An 18,225-nucleotide genomic window follows, 5' to 3' on the forward strand; every position below is an offset into this window, starting at 1 on the left:
CGCCGAGGGATATGAGTGAGGTTCACAATTTGCAAACTTTTTTATACCCCGTGTGAGACCTTCTGGTAGACTATGACAGGCATGGAAGAGTCGCGGCGCGCGTATCTGAAGACGACGGCGGCGGTAGCGGGGGCCGGACTCACCGGCCTCTCGGGATGTATCGGAAGCATCTCAGGCGGCGGTGGCGGCGGTGGCCCCATCCAGATGGGGTCGATTCTCCCGATTACGGGGTCGCTGAGTCCCTACGGACAAGGGATGCAGGACGCGGTGAACCTCGCGAAGAAGCACATCAACGACGCGGGCGGACCGCTCGGTCGGACCGTGAAGGTCACGAACAAAGACAGCGAGACGAAGCCGAGCAAAGCCTCTCAGAAGTACAAATCGCTGGTCAACGAGCAGGGCATCGTCGGCTTCGTCGGGGCGGCGTCCAGCGGGGTCTCGGTTCCCCTCGCCAAGAACGTCGCCTCCGACGGCGTGATGCAGGTGAGCCACGCGAGTACGACCCCGGCACTCGCCGAAATCGGCTACAACGACGACGAGAGCATCAAGTACTTCGGCCGGACGGCACCCAACGACGGCCAACAGGGACTCGTGATGGGCCGCACCATGAACGAGGACAAGTACATCGGCGCGGACAAGGCCGCGTTCCTCTACGTCAACAACGCGTACGGCAAGGGACTGGCGAAGAAGGCGAAGGCCGCGTTCGACGGTGAGACGGTCGGGATGGTTCCCTACGACAAGAAATCGACCGACTACACCTCGACGCTCGACAAGCTGTTCGAGAACGACCCCGACGCCATCGGGTTCGTCGGCTACCCCGGCAACGGAAAGACCATCCTCAAGCAATGGAACAACGGCGGCTACGGCGGCGAGTGGGTCCTCAGCGAGGGTCTGAACGACAAGGGATTCTTCCAGAACCTGAAATCCATCACCGACGGGATGTATCTCGCGTCGCCGAGTCCGGAGTCCGCGAAGAAGAGCACGAAAGCATTCAACGAAGGAATGGGCGACAAGTCCGGAACGCTGTTCGCCGCTCACGCTTACGACGGCCTGTTCCTGCAAGCGCTGGCCATGCACAAAGCAGGGAAAGCGTCCGGCAAGGCCATCGCCAAGAACATCCGGTCGGTCTCCCGCGAGGGGACGAAGGTGTACGCCGGACAGTTCAAGAGGGCCAAGGACCTTCTCGACGACAGCGAGGACATCAACTATCAGGGCGCGTCCAGTCCGGTGGACATGAACGCGAACCTCGAACCGCTCAACAAGTTCGCCATCATGCAGGTCCAGAAGGGCAAGCGCAAACAGATCACCGAAATCGAACGCTCGTGGTTCGAGGGCAAGCTGTAGCCGTCTCGTCACTGACGCACGGGTGACATCTATGCCGACCGAGGGCGAAACCGCCCACCGACGACGCTTTCTTTCGGGCCTGTCGCCGAACGCGATTGAACTATCCCGACGTGTCACCGGAATCATACACAATAGTTTATTATCATCGCGTCGTGTGTCACGTCGGAGATGTCAGAGAAATATCGAACGACGCGACGGGTGTATCTAAAGGGCGCAACGGCCGCGGGGGTGGCCGGACTGACCGGACTGTCGGCGTCCGCGGGTGCGGCGCAGGGAGGTCCGATTCAGATGGGGTCGATTCTCCCCATCACGGGCGCACTCAGCGCGTACGGGACCGGGATGCAGAAGGCCGCGAACCTCGCGGCGCAGAACATCAACGACGCCGGGGGTCCGCTCGGCCGGCAGATCAACATGAACAACGCCGACAGCGAGACCAAGCCCGCGCGGGCCATCCAGAAGTACAACTCGCTGGTCAACGAGGCGGGCATCATCGGCTTCGTCGGCGCGGCGTCCAGCGGGGTCTCGGTCCCGCTCGCACAGAACGTCGCCTCCGATCAGGTTATGCAGATGAGCAACGCCAGCACCTCGCCCGCGCTGGCGCAGATCGGGTACAACGAGGACAAGACGGTCAAGTACTTCGGCCGGACCGCGCCCAACGACGCCCAGCAGGGCATCGTGATGGGCCGCATCATGAGCGACGACAAGTACATCGGCGCGGACAAGGCGGCGTTCCTCTACGTCGACAACCCCTACGGGCAGGGGCTGGCCGAGAAGGCCAGCGCCCAGTTCACCGGCGAGACGACCGCGATGGTCGGTTACAGCAAGCGGTCGAGCGACTACACATCGACGCTCGACAAGGTGTTCAACGGAAATCCCGACGCGGTCGGGTTCGTCGGCTATCCCGGCAACGGTCGGACCATCCTCAAGCAGTGGAACAACGGCGGCTACGGCGGCGAGTGGGTCCTCAGCGAGGGGCTCAACTCCTCGGAGTTCCTCAGCAGTCTGAGCAACATCACGGCGGGGATGTACCTCGCCTCGCCCGACCCCGAGCAGACGAAGGGTGCGACCAAGTTCGAGCAGATGATGGGCGACCAGGCGGGCACCCTGTTCGCGCCCCACGCCTACGACGCCCTGTTCCTTCAGGCGCTGGCCATACAGGCCGCCGGGGAGGCGTCCGGACCGGCCATCGCCAAGAACATCCGCCGCGTCTCGCGGGCCGAAGCCGGAAGCCAAGCAACGGCGACCGAGACCACCACGGCCGACATGTCGGGTGGCCAGTCCTCCCCGCCGCAGGGGGACATCGTCACGGTCGACGAGTTCCAGAAGGCCAAGGATCTGCTGTCGAACGGCCAGGACATCAACTACCAGGGCGCGTCCAGCCCCGTCAATCTCAACGAGCAGCTGGAACCGCTCAACCAGTTCGCCATCATGCAGGTGCAGGACGACGGTTCGACGAAGGTCCTGGAGACGATTCCGCGGAGCTTCTTCCGGGGCAAACTCGGCGAAGGCGGCTCAGGGACGACCACGACACAAGGATAGCAACTGAATTCATCGCAGATTTTTACGCGAACTCGACGATCCGCCAGCCGACGCGACCTCGGTGGGTCGAAACGGGGCGATCAGCGGCACCGGACGGTAGGTGAGACGAAGGTCGAGGTGGGAAGCCGTGACGAACTCGAACCGGACGTCTCGCGCGGCTCCGCCCGAGGGCAGTCCATGCGTGCTGTGGGACCGCCACTCCGACCCGAGAGCTGAGCCACTGCTACGGGACGGGGTAGCGAGCGAAAAGAAACTGGAACGTCGTCAGTCGTCAGTCGCGGCCTCGCCGGTCTCGCCAGCGTCGCCGCCAGCACCGAGGTAGAGTTCCGTGACCTCGTCGTTGTCGAGCAGGGCCTCGCCCGTGTCCTCGAAGCGGTTCTCGCCCATCTCCAGTACGTAGCCTCGGTCGGAGTTCCGCAGGGCTTTCCGGGCGTTCTGTTCGACCATCAGGATGGCCGTGCCCGACTCGTTGATCTCGATTATCTTCTCGAACACCTCGTCCACGAGGTCCGGCGCGAGTCCGGCGCTCGGTTCGTCCACCAGCATCAGGTCCGGGTCCACCATCAGCCCGCGGCCCATCGCCAGCATCTGCTGTTGGCCGCCGGACATGGTTCCGGCCTTCTGGTTCTGGCGCTCTTCGAGAATCGGGAAACGGTCGAACACCTCTTGGAGGGCGTCCTCGGGCATCGAGTCGAGGATGTACGCGCCCATCTCCAAGTTCTCCCGGACGGTGAGGTTCGGGAAGACGTTGTCCACCTGCGGGACGTAGCACATCCCCTCGCGGGTGATCTCGTCCGGACGGAGGTCGGTGATGTCCGCGCCGTCGAAGTTCACCGACCCGTCCCAGCAGTCGATGAGACCGAAGACAGCCTTCATGAAGGTGGACTTCCCGGCCCCGTTCGGGCCGATGATGCAGACGATTTCGTCGTCGCTCACGTCCATCGACACGCCGTGAAGGATTTGGGCGTCGCCGTACCCCGAGACGATGTCGTGGGCTTCGAGTAGCGCCATCGATTATCCCCCCAGATAGGCGTCCACAACTCGCTGGTCGTTCTGTACCTCCTCGGGCGTGCCTTGCATCAGCTTCTTTCCTTGGTCCATGACGATAATCGTGTCCGAGAGGTTCATGATGACCTCCATGTCGTGTTCGACGATGCAGAACGTGTAACCCTGCTCGCGCAGGTTCTCGATGCGTTCGAGCAACTTCTCGGTCAGCGCGGGGTTGACCCCGGCAACCGGTTCGTCCAGCAGGATGAGGTCCGGGTCGGTCATCAGCACGCGCCCGAGTTCCAGCAGTTTGCGCTGGCCGCCCGAGAGGTTGCCGGCGTACTCGTTGGTGAGGTGGTCGATTTCGAGGAACTCCAGCATCTCGACGGCGCGCTCGCGCACGTCGTCCTCCTCGTCTTCGACCGCGCCGCGACGGAACCACGCGTTGGTGAGACTCTCGCCGCGCTGGTCCTGGGGCGCGAGCATCAGGTTCTCCAACACGGTCAGCCCCTGTAGCTCGCGAGTCAACTGGAACGTCCGCGAGAGACCTTCCTGCGAGACCCGGAACGGGCGCTTGTTCTTGACGTCGAGGTAGTCGTTCTTGACCTTCTCCTCGGCCCGATAGACGCCCGCACCGAGTCCCGCGCCGACGAGCGCCGCGCCACCGGTCGCGAGCGTCGAGACGCCCGCGGAGGCCGCGGCAGCGAGCCCGATACCGCCGAAGGTCATCCCGGACGCGCTCATCCAGATGCCCTGCTCGGTGCCGCTCGGGCGCATGATGTCTTGGAGGTCGGTGCCGCGGTAGCGAACTTCCCCGCCGTCGGGTTCGTAGAAGCCGCTGATGAGGTTGAACGTCGTCGTCTTCCCGGCACCGTTCGGGCCGATGAGGCCCGTGACAGTGCCCTCCTCGACCTCGAAGGTCGCGCCGTCCACGGCGGTAATCCCGCCGAACGTCTTGCGCAGGCCCTCGACTTCGAGTATCGCTTCGCCGGTTCCGTGGGTTCGTTCTTCGGATTCGACTGTCTCGCTCATTCTTCGGCCACCTCCGCGACGGTTCGTTTCTCGCCCCACAGCCCTTCGGGGCGGTAGTAGAGGATGATGATGAGCAGGGCACCGATGAACGCCAACCGGAGCGCCTGCACCGACGAGCGCGCCGCCGTCGGGAAGAACCCGGCGATGTCGGCGGTCGCCTTCTGGAACGCCCAGTAGATGGTCGCGCCCAGAATCATCCCCTTGTTGTTCGCCGTGCCGCCGATGATGAGCGCGAGGAACGCGATGAACGTCACTCGCGGCGCGAACATCGTGTGGACCAGACTCTGGAAGTAGATGGCGGTCAGGCCGCCGGCGAATCCGGCGAGCGCCGACCCGAGCATCATGCTCTGGACCTTGTAGGCGAACGTGTTCTTGCCCAGCGAGGTCGCCACGTCCTCGTCCTCGTGGATGGCCTTCAGCACCCGGCCGAACGGCGATTCGACCGTGATCTCCGCGAGGTAGTAGAGCATCCCGAGCGACGCCAGCGTCAGCACCAGCAGGAACCGCGCGTAATCGAACTCCGCGGTCCCGCTTTGGAACTTCAACAGCCACAGCAGGTTCTGAATCGTGTTGTCCACGACCGCTCCCACGCCGTTGCGCTGGAACGGGACGATGCTGGCCATCACGAAGTACCGGATGGCGAACAGCCAGATGGCACCGACGCCGACGATGCGAACGAACTCGACGCCCGACCCGAACCGACTCCAGTTCGACCCGACGTAGTAGACGCCGTAGAGGAACGCGACGAGCATCCCCATCGTGACGAACAGGCCGATACTGCTCATCGCGTCGCCAGACCCGCCGCCCAACACGATGAGCGGCGCGAAACACGCGACGAACACGATAGCGAGCGCGAACGAGACGCCGAAGTCCCGGCCCGACAGGTCGCTGTACTTGCGGACGACCGCGACCGCGCCGAATATCCACGTGAACAGCGAGATGGCCGCGAGGAAGACGAACGCGACCATCGGCGAGTCGCCCGCGACGAACGCCGCGCCGAAGGCGGCCGCGGCCGTAATCGCGCCGGCCATCGGCGCGTACCGCCGGTTCGCGCCGTAGAAGCCCGTGGTAATCGCCGCGAAGACGACCAGCCCGAACAGCCAGTCGAGGTTCACGCCGAACAGCGTCCACCACTCGAAGGCCTGCCACGCGACGACGCCGGCCGCGAGACCGAAGAGCGCGCCCCCGCCGAGCAGGAGTTTCTGTTCGGACTCGCTGGTCTCCGTCCGGGAGCGACGCGCGGCGACGTAGCCGACGCCGAGCGTCGTCAACGCGAGCAGGCCATCGACGACCCACCCGCCGACGCCGGGCGTGCCCGAGATGGTGCGGCCCGCGGCGACGCCGCCGTCGGTGGCTTTCGCTTCGCTCGCTCCGCCGCCGTCGGCCGACACCTCGGTCTCGCGCTCGGTGCCGACCTGCGCGAGCAGGAACGTCGCCACCGTCCAGAGGACGAGGACGACGAACCCGAGGAGCGCGGCGGCCGCGAGGGTGTCGGCGGGCAGCGGGAAGTGGTCGCGGAACGGTTGGCTGAACCCGCGGAGCGACCCCGGCCCGTTCGCCAGCCAGCCTTCGGACTGGACGACGCGTTTCAGGATGACCGAGATTCCCAGCACCGCGATAGCCAGATAGTCCTCCCGGAGTCGGATCGCCGGGAGCGCGACCAGCATGCCGAGCAGGCCGGCGGCCAGCGTCCCGACCGCGATGGCCGGGAGCCACGGCCAGTTCCACCCGAGGATGTACGTGGCGAACTGTTGGGTGCTGGCGGGTGGGAGGACCAGCAGCGCGGTGACGTACGCACCGACCAGATAGAACGCCACGTGGCCGATGTCCAACAGTCCGGTGTAGCCGAATTTGATGTTCAGTCCGAGGGCGAGTATCGCGTAGATGCCCACGATGATGCCGAGCGAGACGAGGCTGGAGGACAGCGCCATCTCAGCTACCCCCCGTGATGCCTTCCGGCTTGACTAGCAACACGACGAACAGGATGGCGAACGCGATGGGGATGCGGTACGTCGAACCGATGTTCGGAATCGCGTAGATGCCCACGTCCATCGACAGCCCGACGATGTAGCTCCCGAGAATCGCGCCGTACACCGACTGGAGACCGCCGAGGATGACCCCGGCGAACATCGGGAGCAACAGGAAGAATCCCATGTTGACCGTCAGTTGGCTGAACAGCACGCCGAGCATCACGCCGCCGACCGCGGCGAACGCCCCGGCGATGATCCACGTCGCCATCATCACGCGGTCGGTGTTGATGCCCGTAATCTTCGCGAGGTCGATGTTGTCGCTGGACGCCCGCATCGCCTTCCCGAGTTTGGTCTCCTGCAACAGGAAGTGGAGCAGTGCCATCATCGCGATGGCGATGAAGAACACCGACGCCCGCATCAGCGACAGGCGGATGCGAGTCGAGAACGCCGACGAGTCGGGCACCGACCCGCCGCCCGAGAGAGCGAACAGGAGCGCGACGAACGTCACGACGCCGCCGACGGCCGCGGCGAGTTTCGGGCCGACGGTGTGGCTCGTGCCGTAGCCCTCCGCGCCGCCGCTCCGCCAGCGGTAGAGCGCGGCGGCGACTCCGACGGTCAGGACGACCAGCGCGACGAGCGCGAGCCACGAGTAGGCCGCGGTGAACATCGCTTGGTCGGGTTCCGGCCCGGTGTCGATGACGTGCAGGCTCAGGCCGCTCCCGGTGACGTAGAAGTCGAAGAACTTCGCCGCCGAAAGGCCAACGTCGTAGCCGAAGACGGTGCCGACCTGCGGGACGACGTAGGTCCGGACCTGTCCGCCGTAGAACGCCTGCGTGCCGAATCGAAGCACGAACGAGAGGCCGAGGGTGACGATGAGCATCGTCGCCAGCGAGGCGTCTTTCGCGCGGAACTTCTGGAAGATGACTTTTTCGAGGAACGGTGCGATCCACGCCAGCATCAGAGCCGAGAGCAGCAGTCCGGCCCAAATCGACGGGAATCCGAGCGTGACGACGACGCCCAGCGCCGCGGCGGCGACCGCGTGGACGCCGAGGGCGAGCGCCGGACTGGGGTCGCCGGGCCACCACGACCCCTTCAACGCCGGTAATCCGCCGAGTAAGTACACCGCGGCGAGCACCGACCCCGCGGCCAGCACGAAGAGGATGGCCATCCCGACGCCGGTGAGTTCGCGGGTCGCCGCCTCGGTGAACAGTTCGAACACCGGTACGGTCGTCGGTTTGTTGACGAACAGCGCCATGTACGCCCCGAGCATGAGGAGTTCGCCGTGCGCGAAGTTCGGGACCTCGGCGATGTTGTACACCAGTGCGAGTCCGATAGCGCCCAGTGCGACGATGCTCCCGGTGACGAGACCGGTCATAATCGCGTTGGCCAACCCGGTACTAGGTGGCACGCGGAACCACCTCGCATGTCTGCTTGTCACAACCTACCATATAACGTATCTCGCAAGCCCGACCTATTTGTGTCTTGCGCTTTTTCACACTCGCGTTCCGACCGGATACGGTTCGCTCGTCGCGGCGACGTGTGAGGGTCGAGCGGCCGGCCTCGCCTACACTTCCCGGCAGTCCGCACAGATGAGTTGGCCGTTGACGTTGGCGAGTTCCCGACTCAGCGTTCCGCAGGTCTCGCAAATGCTCCGGTCGGAGTACTCACCGTGGTCGCCGTTCTCGCCGACTGTCTCGGTCGGGTCCGAGGGTCGGTCGCCGGTCATCGGGTCGCCGCCCATCCGGTCGTCTGCCATCGGGCCACCGCCGGTCACGTCGCGGGCCGAGTCGCCGCGGACCGACGGGACGCCGGACAGCGACGCCGACGCCGAAATCACGTCGCGCTCCGAGAGGACGCCGACGAGTTCGTCGCCGTTGGTGACCAACAGTCGCCGGATGTCCTCGCGAGACATCGTGCCCGCGGCGTCCGAGAGTTCGCGTTCGGCGTCCACCGAGACGACGGGTTCGGACATCACCGCCGACACCTCCGTCTCGGCCGGTTCGCCCTCCTCGGCGACGAGCGCCAACACGTCGGATTCGGTCATGATGCCCACCGGTTCGCTCCCCCGGAGAACGACCACGCACCCCGTTCCCTCCTCGTTCATGAGTCTCACCGCTCCGAGAACCGTATCCGACTCGCTGACGCCCACGTAGTCTCGGGTCATCACGTCCCGGACGGTCACTTCGCCTTCCATGTGCGAAAGATTGCCATAGGTTCTCTAAAAAGTATCCCCGGCAAGTTTATGCGTGTAAGAAACCTACGTTAGAGGTTATCTGTCTAACGACCGTTTTTACGCTCGACTCGACGACGAATTACCAGCGGGGAGCGAGGTCGGTCCGGGGGTTCGCACGGCGATATCGGACGTGGCGCTCCGCGAACCGTCGGCGACTATCGAGACGCGCTCGACTCGACCCAACTCCGCGATGCGCTCGACTCATGTTTTCTTCCGGGCGCGTGCGGGCGCGTCGCCTACGGACGACGCGCCCACCGCGCGAGGTCGTCGTGAACGGACGTGAACGACGTCTCCGAAAATCTCCGATTTTCGGGATGTGGCGAATCGATGATTCGCAACAGCTCGGAAGATACGGGGTGTCCTCCGGTGGCCGAGTAGCGCAGTGAAACGAGCAACGCAGATGGGTAGGGAGGCGCGAGGCCTGCGGTCGCGGTGCGATGCTGTGCGGTCGCGGTGTCGTGTGGGCTGATTTGCTCAAACCGGATTCGCTTCCTCCGGTCCAGTTCGAACCTCGCACTCTCCCGTTCGAATCTCGCACTCTCGGTCAAGTTTGACTCTCGGCCCGTCACCGACGCTACACTCGTTACAGCAATACAGGGGTTTCTCTACCGATTCTTTAGACACCGAAAAGACATCTGCACGAGCCTCTAAACCGCGTTAGTCGATGACTACGCGGTCACCGTCGTCGCGGCAGACTTCGAGCGCGTGCTTGGCCGCCATCCCGGCGCTCTGGGCCGTGGCGGCCTGTCCGACGCCTACCTTGAGTTCGACCTCGACGGTCTCCTCGACGTGTCGGATGGCGTCCTCGTAGGCCGCCGCATCGAGGTCCGGGCAGAGCGCGATGACGTTGTCCCCGCCGACGAAGAACGACAGGCCCTCGTGGGCTTGCCGGAAGTACCGCATCAGTTCGGCGTAGCCCTGTTCGATGTGGATGAACGAGTCGAAGGCGTTCATCTGGTCGGTGTACTTCCCGGTGGCGTCGTTCACGTCGAAGTGCGCGATTTGCACGTCGTCGTCCGCGCGCTCGTCGGGGTCCAGCGTCGCACCCCGGAGGATTTCGGTCCGATCGGCCTGCTGGGCGCTCCCGGCGTCCTGAATCTGCTCGGTCGCCGCCGAGAGCGCTTCGACCGGGCTCGGGTCCACGCCGACGCCGAAACTGACGGTCACGGGGTAGCGGTTGGCGACCGACTCCTGCACGAGCGCGTGGTCGGCCTCGTCCATCCCGTTCGTCACGGCGATCATGTTGTCGAACCGAGTGAAGAAGACGTACCCCTCGCGGTTGCCGACCAGTTGAGCGAGGTCGGCGTACAGCCGCGATTGCAGCGTCTGGAGGTCTACTTCGCGTCGCGGTTCGGGCGTCACGGTCCACGGTCCGTAGTTGTCGATCTGAATCAGGGTGACCTGCGCGTTCGTCACTGTTGGCCGGTGGTTCGTGGTACTCGCTTATAAGTTGTCCTAATTCTGGTAGTGTTTCCAGAACTGAGAACAGAAACGAAGGCAATTGCGGAACCCGGCTCCGTCAATTGTCGATACGGACAGAATATTGGATAAAGCCATAGATTCCAGTTCGATTCGGCCCCGAACTGACTATCCGGTCGGTATGTGGCGACAGAGAGCCGGAATCGGAAAATAACTGTTCGGTTTTCCGGCGATTTCGTAGGCGTATCACGCAATACTTATCCGTGCGGCGGACATTCGTAAACTTGCTATGGCAGAAGGAACCGTTGATTTCTTCAACGACACAGGCGGTTACGGCTTCATCGACACCGAGGACGCGGACGAGGACGTTTTCTTCCACATGGAAGATATCGGCGGCCCGGACCTCGAAGAAGGCACTGAGGTAGAGTTCGACATCGAGCAGGCCGACAAAGGCCCGCGCGCGACCAACCTGACGCGACTTTAAAATAGCGTAGTTGTCCGCTTGACGGCGGTACGACTCGTGATTTTCTCTGGAGACCGCTCGTGAGTAGCGACGGCTGTCCAGTACGAGATTTTTTGCAGATACGTGTTACTCGAGAAGGCTCGGAGAGTTCAACTTCAGGCTTGAGCCACGGAGTCACCGCACAGCATCGCACCCGTATAGCACCGCACCCGCACAACACTGCACCCGCACAGCACTGCACCGCAAACTGCGGGCCGGCACACCTCCCCAACCGCTTGCGGTCCTCGGTCTCCGACCTGCAGTCCTCACCCTCGCGCGCTGGGCGCGGCGCGAACGCGCCGTGCCGTGGGAGACACGCTCCCACAAGCCGTGCGCTTGCATCTGCTCGCGGTTCCACCGCTCGCCAGTCGCGGCGCTTCGCGCCGCGCACCGCTCGCGCAGACGCCCACACGCCCTGGGAGGAAAACGAGATCGAGCGCGTCCGTGCAGTTCGGTGAAATCGAGCGCGTTCCGACGCTCCCGTTTACCTCCGGGCGCTCGACATCTCCGGCAGGGAGAACGAGAAATCCGATTCCGGGGGATTCAAACCGGAGTCCGCCCTGCACCTCACCAATGACCATTCCGTCGTTCGTCGTCGGCATTGCGGGGGGAACCGGGGCCGGAAAGACGACGGTCGCCCGCGAAATCACCGAGGAGGCCGCCGACGCCGTCACGCGCATCCCGATGGACAACTACTACGAGGACTTGAGTCACATGGACTTCGAGGAGCGCGCCGAAGTCAACTACGACCACCCCTCGGCGTTCGAGTGGGACCTCCTGCGCGAACACATGGACGCCCTGCTCTCCGGCCAGTCCATCGAGATGCCTCAGTACGACTTCGAGATCCACAACCGCAAGGACGAGACCCTCACGGTCGAACCGACCGACGTCATCGTGCTGGAGGGCATCTTCGCGCTCTACGACGAGGAGCTAAACGAGATGCTCGACATCCGGGTGTACGTCGAGACCGACGCCGACGTGCGCATCCTCCGGCGCATCGAGCGCGACGTGGTGGACCGCGGCCGCGACCTGGAGGGCGTCATCGACCAGTACCTCTCGACGGTCAAGCCGATGCACGAGCAGTTCGTCGCGCCGACGAAGAAGCGCGCCGACCTCATCATCCCCGAGGGTGCCAACGCCGTCGCGGTCAACCTCCTCGAAGAGAAGGTCCGCGCGGAGACCTACACCGACTCGGGGTCGGCGTGGACGCTCGGCGAGGAGGGCGTGGAGCGCGAGGAGACCGAACGCCTCGCGGTGGCGAGCGCGGGCGAGGCCGAGCGCGAGTCCCGAGACGCCGACGGTCGAACGTCTACCGACCCGGACGACGCGGACCCGGAGAAGTGGAACAGCGAGAGCGCGGAGTAACGAGAGTACGGCGTAGAAAACGCGACGCTTCGACTGCCCGACTGCCGAGCGCTCAGGCGCTCTTCTTCTCGGGCGACTCGCCCTGCGGGTGGTAGTCCCAGAATCCGCCGCTGCGCATCCCCGCGCCGACGGCCTTGTGGAAGTCGAGGATGCTCTCGAACGTCTCGCCCTCGACGTGTTCGAAGATATCTTCGACGCTGACGACGCGCTGGTAGTTGATGCGAACCGGTTCGTCGGCGTGTTCCTCGACGAACTCCCGCTTGTCGAGCGGGAAGTCCTCGTCCTCGTCGAGTTTCTTGGCGAGAATCGCCATGCCGTACTTGCGTCCGCCTTCGCTCCCCTCTTCGCCGTCGGGGTCGTGCGGCCAGTCCATGTGCGAACGGTTGGGTGGGTAGAGGAAAAGGATTTCTCTCTCGGCGAGACGGTTCGGGTGGTTCGTGTCGGCTTCGAGTTCGGAGGTCGGAGAGATATCGGTAAGATGGACAGACTGCCTCTCAGACTGGAAACGTCGAAGAGGGTAGCGGCGAACAGATGAACTCCTCGCTCTGTGTCCGTCGGAAAAGCGGTGGGATTGGGATTTGAACCCAAGAGGCATGACGCCACCTGCTTTCAAGGCAGGCGCAATAGGCCGCTCTGCCATCCCACCGCGCACTCCTAATTTCCGACTCGTTCGTCTAAGAACTGTCGGTCTGCGTTCGGGTCAACTCGGGGCCGGCGTCACCCTCCGCGACGCGGACTCCCCACTCCCGGAGCAGAGTCGCGGTGTGTTCCGGGACGATGCGCCCGGCCGCGACGCGGGCGTTCATCTCGGGGACGAGCGAGAGCAGGTCGGCCCCCGTCGCCACGCTGGTCGCGGTCGGGAGGAACCCGACTTCGTGGCCCGCATCGACCGCTCGATTCGTCAGCGTCTCGATGGCGGGCGTCTCGTAGGCGTCCGCGAAGTCCACCGACTCGGTGAACCCCGCGAAGTGGACGCGGCCGCGCTCGCTCGGGCCGAGGACGACCTCGTTGCGCCGGAGTTTCATCGCGGCGCTGTCTATCTCCTTCCGGGTGAGCATCGGCGCGGTCCCCGGAACGACCGCGGCCGACTGGGCGTCCTCTTCGCCGAGCAGGTGCGAAATCGTGTTGCCGGCGCGCGCCGAGAGCGTCGAACCGACCTGCACCTCGAAGCGGGCCTCGTCGGGGTCGTCGAGCGCGTCGGTCGCCAGCGCGCGGACCTCCGCCTCGGCGCTCCCCTCGCCCGCGTCCGCGAACTCGTCGGGCAGCGACTCCTCGTCGCGGTAATTGACCAGCAGTTCGCCGCCGCTGCGCTCGACCGCGCGCATCGTGTCTTTTAGCATCGCGGCGTAGAGGTCGGCGGCCTCCGCCGCGGAGAGCGGCGACGAGTCGGCGAGGTCCGGCAGTACGAGTCCCGGCCGCGGCGGGTCGGCAAAGACGGCGATGACGGTCATGCCTCCATCTCGGTGGGCGCGACCCTTGAAGCTTTTAATTCGCGGTCCCCTTCCCTCGCGTATGAACTGGTCGAGACTCCTCGGCGCGCTCGCGGTTGCGACGGTCGCGTTCGTCGCGGTCGGCGCGCTCGTCGGACTGGTCGCAGCGGTCCTCGGAAACGTCGCGGCGCTGGCGGTCGTCGCCCTGCTCGTCGTGGCCGTCCTCGCGGCGAGTCGGACGGGCGCGTCGCCGACCCGGCGGTTGTCGAACCCCTACTGGGGGTAACTCATCGACCCCGCCGCCCCTTCGTCTGGCGGTAGTCCCGGTCCATCAGCGCCTCGAAGTGGTCTAAGAACGCCTCGCGCTTGCTCTCCGAGCAGTCGAGCGGGTCGGCCATGGGGACGATTTCGAAGCCCCGGCCCCGAATCGTCGTCGCGTGGTCCGCGGTGACGTCGAACTCCTCGGCCGGGGTCGTGGTGTACTCGCTCGCTATCTCGGTCAGCGCGCGCTGGCCGACCGGCACGAGGATTTCCGGGTTTATCATCCGAACCTCGGCGTTGAGGTAGGGTTCACAGGTCAGAATCTCCTCGTCGGTCGGCGGGCGCTCGGGGTCCCGACACCGCGCGAGATACGTCAGAAAGGCGTTTTCGAGTTCCGGCTCGTCGTCGCTCGGCAGGGAGTTGTTGAGACCGAGCAGGCCGAGGAGGTGCTGGAGGGCCTCCCCGCGCTCGTCGCCCGTGAAGGGGACGCCCGTCCGGTCGGCACCCGGACCGGGGGCTTCGCCCACGAACAGGAAGTCCGCGCCCACGTCGCCGTACCCGTGGACGACCTGCTCGCGGGTCGCACAGAGTTCCGGGCAGTTCTCGCAGTCGGCGTCCATCCCGAACGGGTTCGAGCGAGTCTGCTGGTTCGCGTCCATCGTCGGTACCGAGGGACGCGCGCGGTAAAAACCGGTCGAAGCCGAGGGTGCTCAGTACCGGTCGTCGTCGGTGCCGCGTAGCTTCCGGAGGTACGGTTCGACGCGCTCGTAGTAGTCGCCGGGTTCGACGCGGTCGGCGTTGCGGTCGTGGACGACCACGCCGTACTCGGCGAGTTTCGGCAGGTGGACGTGGCGAAGCGAGGTCGCGGCCCGTTCGCGCTCCACGGAACACCGGTCGGCGATTCGCCCGGTCAGCTCCGAGACCGTCGTCGCCTCGCCGTCGGCCAGCACGTCGAGGACGGTCCGGCGTCGGGGGTCGGCGACGACCTCGAAGCAGTCGTCCACCGAGGGGCGAGCGACCGACGGGGTCACCGTCTCGACGGTCTCTACTACGGTGTCGAACAGCGAGGCGACTTCGCGGACGACGCGACGCTCGTGAGCGCCGGGTCGCAGACAGAAGTGGCCGACCGCGCCGCGGGCGTCCAGTCCGCGCAGGAACTCCCGGAGGAAGTCGGTGACCGTCGCGGCGTCACCGTGAGCGAGGAGGTCGGTCAGCGAGTCGAAGTAGACGACCTCGTCGCCGCCGGTAGTCCATCCGTCGAGGTAGTTCGTCACCGCGGCGCGTATCTCGTCGGTGTCGGTCGGGTCCGCGACGCCACAGAGCGGCGTCCGGTCGGCGGGCAGCGGCGCGCTCGCGGCGGTGGACGACCGCATCTGTTCGCCGACGCTGACGACGCCGACGTTCTGCGGCGGCTGGTCCACGCGCTCGCGCCACTCGTGGAGGAAGCGCTCGGACCGTCTGTAGGTCACGGCTACCGCGTCGGTGAGGTCTTCGGTCAGCAGGTCGAGCAGTACGTCGAACCGCGAATCGTCGTCGGTCGTCCGGCGCAGAATCAACTTGTGCGGGTCGCAGTCGATGCAGGTCCGGACGAGTTTCGTATCTTGCACACCACTCACCTCTTCAGTCGTCTGAAACGGGTTCGTCTACGATTCGGACGCGGCCGTCGCTGCGTACGAGGACTTCGAGGCCACAGACCCGGAAGGTGGTCTGGGCCTTGCCCTCGTCGTCGGCGAACAGCGAGTCGAGTGCGTCCGGGTCGATTCTCTCTGCGATAGGGATGACCGTCTCCGTCGGGTCCACGTCGGCGACTTCGGCGATGGCTTCGATGATGACGTCGCTCAGCGTCGCCGGACCGTCCGGGTCGTAGGTCGCTCGGTAGACGCCGGAACGGTCGGGTGATTCGGTCAGCCGCGGGTTCTCGTTGGTATCGTTTCCCATGTTGCTTTTAGACACGTTTCCCGACCCTACCCATTATTCAATACGAAGGGGCAATAAATTTACGGCGGATCGGCCCAGGTGTTTCGAACGAAGAAATCGGCCGACGGAAGGGAGTCGTCTCCGGTCTCGTGACAGGTCTGCGGATTAGGGAGACGGCGGCGGGGTTAGTCGCGCGAAACGGTTGCTATCGAATAGAAAGGTTCCATTACGACAGTCCCGACGATTGAAAGCGTACAACGATTGCACCCATTTAATCCGCTCGCCGAGAATCTATCGGTGGGGGTTTCATGACACAGAAGTCATCCCGTCGCCGCTTTCTGAAAGTGGCGGCAGCGACAGGTGCATTGGCCGGTGTAAACGCGACGGTCCTCGCTCAGGGCCAGAGCCAGAACGAGGAAGTCATCCTCCTCGGAGGGTACACGAGAGGGTGGCAGGGGTATCGTCTCCCCGGAAGCGCGGAAGCGAGCGGAACCGCGAATCCGACGCTGAACTTGCAAGCGGGGACGACGTACACCCTGATGTGGCAGAACGGCGACGGGGTGGGCCACAACTTCGCGATTCAGGACTCGCAGGGCAACAACCTGCAGGTCCTCGAACCGCTCACCGTTCAGGCGGACACGTTCTCCCAAATCAACGAGAGTCAGGCCGGGCAGAACGTCTCGCTGGACGTCTCTAGCGGGAACATCACCGGAGTTAGCATCGGGGATAGCGGAAACGCGACCGGTGGCGGGAACGCGACCGGCGGCCAGCAGTCCACCGAGTCGCTGGTCGCCCAGACGGAGATTCTCTCCGAGCAGGGCGCGGTTCAGGCCGTCCAGTTCACCGCGAGCCCGGAGATGGCCCAGTACATCTGTGTCGTCCACCCGAACACGATGGTCGGCGACGTAGCGGTGTCCGGCGGCGGCAGCGGCGGGAGCAACAACAGTTCGATGTAACGCCGAACCGGGGGTCGGCGCTCGTCTCTTTTCTCTCGCTCCGTGTTCCGATTGCTCCGTGTGCCGTTCGCTCGCGCTACTCGTTTCGCGGACTGCTCGGATGATACTCCGTGTCGTACTCGCCCGGCCGGTCGTCCACGCGGTCGGGGTTGATGCGACCGCCCAGCAACATGAAGTCCACGAGCGTCAGCGCGAGCATCGCCTCCACGACCGGGACGCCGCGCGGGGGCAACACCGGGTCGTGGCGGCCGATGACCTGTTCGTCGGTCTCTTCGCCGGTCTCCCAATCGACCGTGGTCTGGGTCTTCGGAATCGAGGTCGGCGCGTGGAGCGTCACCTCGCCGTAGATGGGTTCGCCGGTCGTGATGCCGCCCTGTAGCCCGCCGTGGTCGTTCTCGGTCGGTACGGGGTCGCTCTCGTCGGGGTTCTCGGGGTCCTCGAACTCCCACTCGTCGTTGCGCTCGCTCCCGGTGTACTCGCGGGCCTCGCGGCCGAGTCCGAACTCGAAGGCGGTCGAAGCCGGCACGCTCATCATCGCCTGCCCGAGTCGCGCCTCGACCGAATCGAACCGGGGTGCGCCGAGACCGCGCGGCACGCCGCGGGCCTCAAAGTAGATGGACCCGCCGATGGAGTCGCCGTCCTGCTGGTACTCGTCGATGCGCTCGCGCATCTGCTCGGCGGTCTCGGGATGCGCGCAGCGGACTTCGTTGTCCTCACTGTGTTCTTTGATCTCTTCGAAGGAGACCGCCGGGGCCTCGATGTCGCCGATCTGGTTGACGTGAGCCTTGAGTTCGACGCCCTCCTCGGCGAGAATCTTCTTGGCGACCGCGCCGGCCGCGACCCAGTTGACCGTCTCGCGGGCCGACGAGCGCCCGCCGCCGCCCCAGTTTCGCGTGCCGAACTTCGCCGAGTAGGTGAAGTCGCCGTGAGAGGGCCGGGGAGCGGTGACGAACGGTTCGTACTTCTCCGAGCGGGCGTCCTTGTTCTCGATGACCATCCCGATGGGCGTGCCGGTGGTGTAGCCGTCCTGGAGGCCGGACTTGATGGACACGTGGTCGGGTTCGCCGCGGCTCGTGGTTATCATCGACTGGCCGGGTTTCCGCCGGTCGAGGTCGGCCTGTACGTCGTCTTCGTCCAGTTCGAGACCGGCCGGACAGCCGGAGACGGTGACGCCCATCGCCTCGCCGTGACTCTCGCCGAAGGTCGTCACCTGAAAGAGGCGTCCGAAGCTGTTTCCGTTCATTGCAGGAGTGTTGGTCGGGGCGGGTAT

At 65.0% G+C, this 18,225-nt stretch carries 18 protein-coding genes and 1 tRNA gene; 6 read left to right on the forward strand and 13 right to left on the reverse strand.

The window, feature by feature from the left end; translation table 11 throughout:
* The first annotated feature begins 72 nt into the window (after positions 1 to 72).
* Together M0R88_RS18350 and M0R88_RS18355 are read left to right on the forward strand one after the other, a co-directional pair.
* Positions 73 to 1,344 carry an ABC transporter substrate-binding protein gene (locus tag M0R88_RS18350; RefSeq protein ID WP_248654861.1) on the forward strand — a complete coding sequence of 424 codons (1,272 nt, stop codon included), beginning with the start codon at positions 73 to 75 and terminating at the stop codon, positions 1,342 to 1,344.
* A gap of 168 nt (positions 1,345 to 1,512) precedes the next feature.
* Positions 1,513 to 2,883, forward strand: a complete 1,371-nt coding sequence (locus M0R88_RS18355; RefSeq protein WP_248654862.1) for an ABC transporter substrate-binding protein — start codon at positions 1,513 to 1,515, stop codon at positions 2,881 to 2,883.
* Positions 2,884 to 3,147: 264 nt separating this feature from the next.
* On the opposite strand, the gene M0R88_RS18360 is transcribed toward M0R88_RS18355, so the two are convergent.
* The 6 genes from M0R88_RS18360 to M0R88_RS18385 form a co-directional block, all read right to left on the reverse strand.
* The gene (locus M0R88_RS18360; RefSeq protein ID WP_248654863.1) at positions 3,148 to 3,894 is read right to left on the reverse strand and encodes an ABC transporter ATP-binding protein; all 747 of its coding nucleotides are present in this window, start codon (positions 3,892 to 3,894) and stop codon (positions 3,148 to 3,150) included.
* A 3-nt stretch (positions 3,895 to 3,897) separates the two neighbouring features.
* Positions 3,898 to 4,902: an ABC transporter ATP-binding protein gene (locus M0R88_RS18365; protein ID WP_248654864.1), complete on the reverse strand. Its 1,005-nt coding sequence runs from the start codon at positions 4,900 to 4,902 to the stop codon at positions 3,898 to 3,900.
* Positions 4,899 to 6,833, reverse strand: a complete 1,935-nt coding sequence (locus M0R88_RS18370; protein ID WP_248654865.1) for a branched-chain amino acid ABC transporter permease — start codon at positions 6,831 to 6,833, stop codon at positions 4,899 to 4,901. Before M0R88_RS18370 ends, M0R88_RS18365 begins: the two co-directional genes overlap by 4 nt.
* A gap of 1 nt (position 6,834) precedes the next feature.
* A complete protein-coding gene (locus tag M0R88_RS18375; RefSeq protein WP_248654866.1) occupies positions 6,835 to 8,280 on the reverse strand; it encodes a branched-chain amino acid ABC transporter permease in 1,446 nt (481 codons plus the stop codon).
* 156 nt (positions 8,281 to 8,436) lie between these two features.
* Entirely contained in the window at positions 8,437 to 9,066 is a 630-nt protein-coding gene (locus M0R88_RS18380; protein WP_248654867.1) for a CBS domain-containing protein, read from the reverse strand.
* A 696-nt stretch (positions 9,067 to 9,762) separates the two neighbouring features.
* Positions 9,763 to 10,521 (reverse strand): GTP cyclohydrolase IIa, encoded by a 759-nt coding sequence (locus M0R88_RS18385; RefSeq protein ID WP_248654868.1) that lies wholly within the window; start codon positions 10,519 to 10,521, stop codon positions 9,763 to 9,765.
* A 292-nt stretch (positions 10,522 to 10,813) separates the two neighbouring features.
* Between M0R88_RS18385 and M0R88_RS18390 the strand changes: the two genes are divergently transcribed.
* Together M0R88_RS18390 and udk are read left to right on the forward strand one after the other, a co-directional pair.
* Complete coding sequence (locus M0R88_RS18390) at positions 10,814 to 11,008, forward strand: cold-shock protein (protein ID WP_248654869.1); 195 nt, start codon at positions 10,814 to 10,816, stop codon at positions 11,006 to 11,008.
* A gap of 591 nt (positions 11,009 to 11,599) precedes the next feature.
* Entirely contained in the window at positions 11,600 to 12,391 is a 792-nt protein-coding gene (gene udk / locus M0R88_RS18395; protein WP_248654870.1) for a uridine kinase, read from the forward strand.
* 52 nt (positions 12,392 to 12,443) lie between these two features.
* On the opposite strand, the gene M0R88_RS18400 is transcribed toward udk, so the two are convergent.
* The 3 genes from M0R88_RS18400 to M0R88_RS18410 all read right to left on the reverse strand — a co-directional run bounded on the left by M0R88_RS18400 (position 12,444) and on the right by M0R88_RS18410 (position 13,842).
* Positions 12,444 to 12,764 carry a DUF5785 family protein gene (locus M0R88_RS18400; protein ID WP_248654871.1) on the reverse strand — a complete coding sequence of 107 codons (321 nt, stop codon included), beginning with the start codon at positions 12,762 to 12,764 and terminating at the stop codon, positions 12,444 to 12,446.
* 190 nt (positions 12,765 to 12,954) lie between these two features.
* Positions 12,955 to 13,037, reverse strand: a tRNA-Ser gene (locus M0R88_RS18405).
* A gap of 28 nt (positions 13,038 to 13,065) precedes the next feature.
* Entirely contained in the window at positions 13,066 to 13,842 is a 777-nt protein-coding gene (locus tag M0R88_RS18410) for a glycosyltransferase family protein (RefSeq protein WP_248654872.1), read from the reverse strand.
* Between the two features lie 61 nt (positions 13,843 to 13,903).
* Here M0R88_RS18410 and M0R88_RS18415 point away from each other — a divergent pair, with 61 nt between their 5' ends.
* Entirely contained in the window at positions 13,904 to 14,107 is a 204-nt protein-coding gene (locus M0R88_RS18415; RefSeq protein WP_248654873.1) for a hypothetical protein, read from the forward strand.
* A gap of 1 nt (position 14,108) precedes the next feature.
* Here M0R88_RS18415 and M0R88_RS18420 read toward each other — a convergent pair whose 3' ends face one another.
* From M0R88_RS18420 to M0R88_RS18430, 3 genes are read right to left on the reverse strand one after another with little or no spacing between them, the layout of a single operon-like run.
* Positions 14,109 to 14,741: a uracil-DNA glycosylase gene (locus tag M0R88_RS18420; protein WP_248654874.1), complete on the reverse strand. Its 633-nt coding sequence runs from the start codon at positions 14,739 to 14,741 to the stop codon at positions 14,109 to 14,111.
* Between the two features lie 51 nt (positions 14,742 to 14,792).
* Complete coding sequence (locus tag M0R88_RS18425) at positions 14,793 to 15,689, reverse strand: DUF7504 family protein (protein WP_248654875.1); 897 nt, start codon at positions 15,687 to 15,689, stop codon at positions 14,793 to 14,795.
* Positions 15,690 to 15,702: 13 nt separating this feature from the next.
* Complete coding sequence (locus tag M0R88_RS18430; protein ID WP_248654876.1) at positions 15,703 to 16,020, reverse strand: HalOD1 output domain-containing protein; 318 nt, start codon at positions 16,018 to 16,020, stop codon at positions 15,703 to 15,705.
* A gap of 287 nt (positions 16,021 to 16,307) precedes the next feature.
* Between M0R88_RS18430 and M0R88_RS18435 the strand changes: the two genes are divergently transcribed.
* Positions 16,308 to 16,955, forward strand: a complete 648-nt coding sequence (locus tag M0R88_RS18435) for a twin-arginine translocation signal domain-containing protein (protein WP_256468573.1) — start codon at positions 16,308 to 16,310, stop codon at positions 16,953 to 16,955.
* 76 nt (positions 16,956 to 17,031) lie between these two features.
* Here M0R88_RS18435 and aroC read toward each other — a convergent pair whose 3' ends face one another.
* Positions 17,032 to 18,198: a chorismate synthase gene (gene aroC / locus M0R88_RS18440; RefSeq protein WP_248654878.1), complete on the reverse strand. Its 1,167-nt coding sequence runs from the start codon at positions 18,196 to 18,198 to the stop codon at positions 17,032 to 17,034.
* Between the last annotated feature and the right edge of the window lie 27 nt (positions 18,199 to 18,225).

Origin of the sequence: Halorussus gelatinilyticus (assembly GCF_023238445.1) — an archaeon.
GTDB classification, from domain to species: Archaea; Halobacteriota; Halobacteria; order Halobacteriales; family Haladaptataceae; genus Halorussus; species Halorussus gelatinilyticus.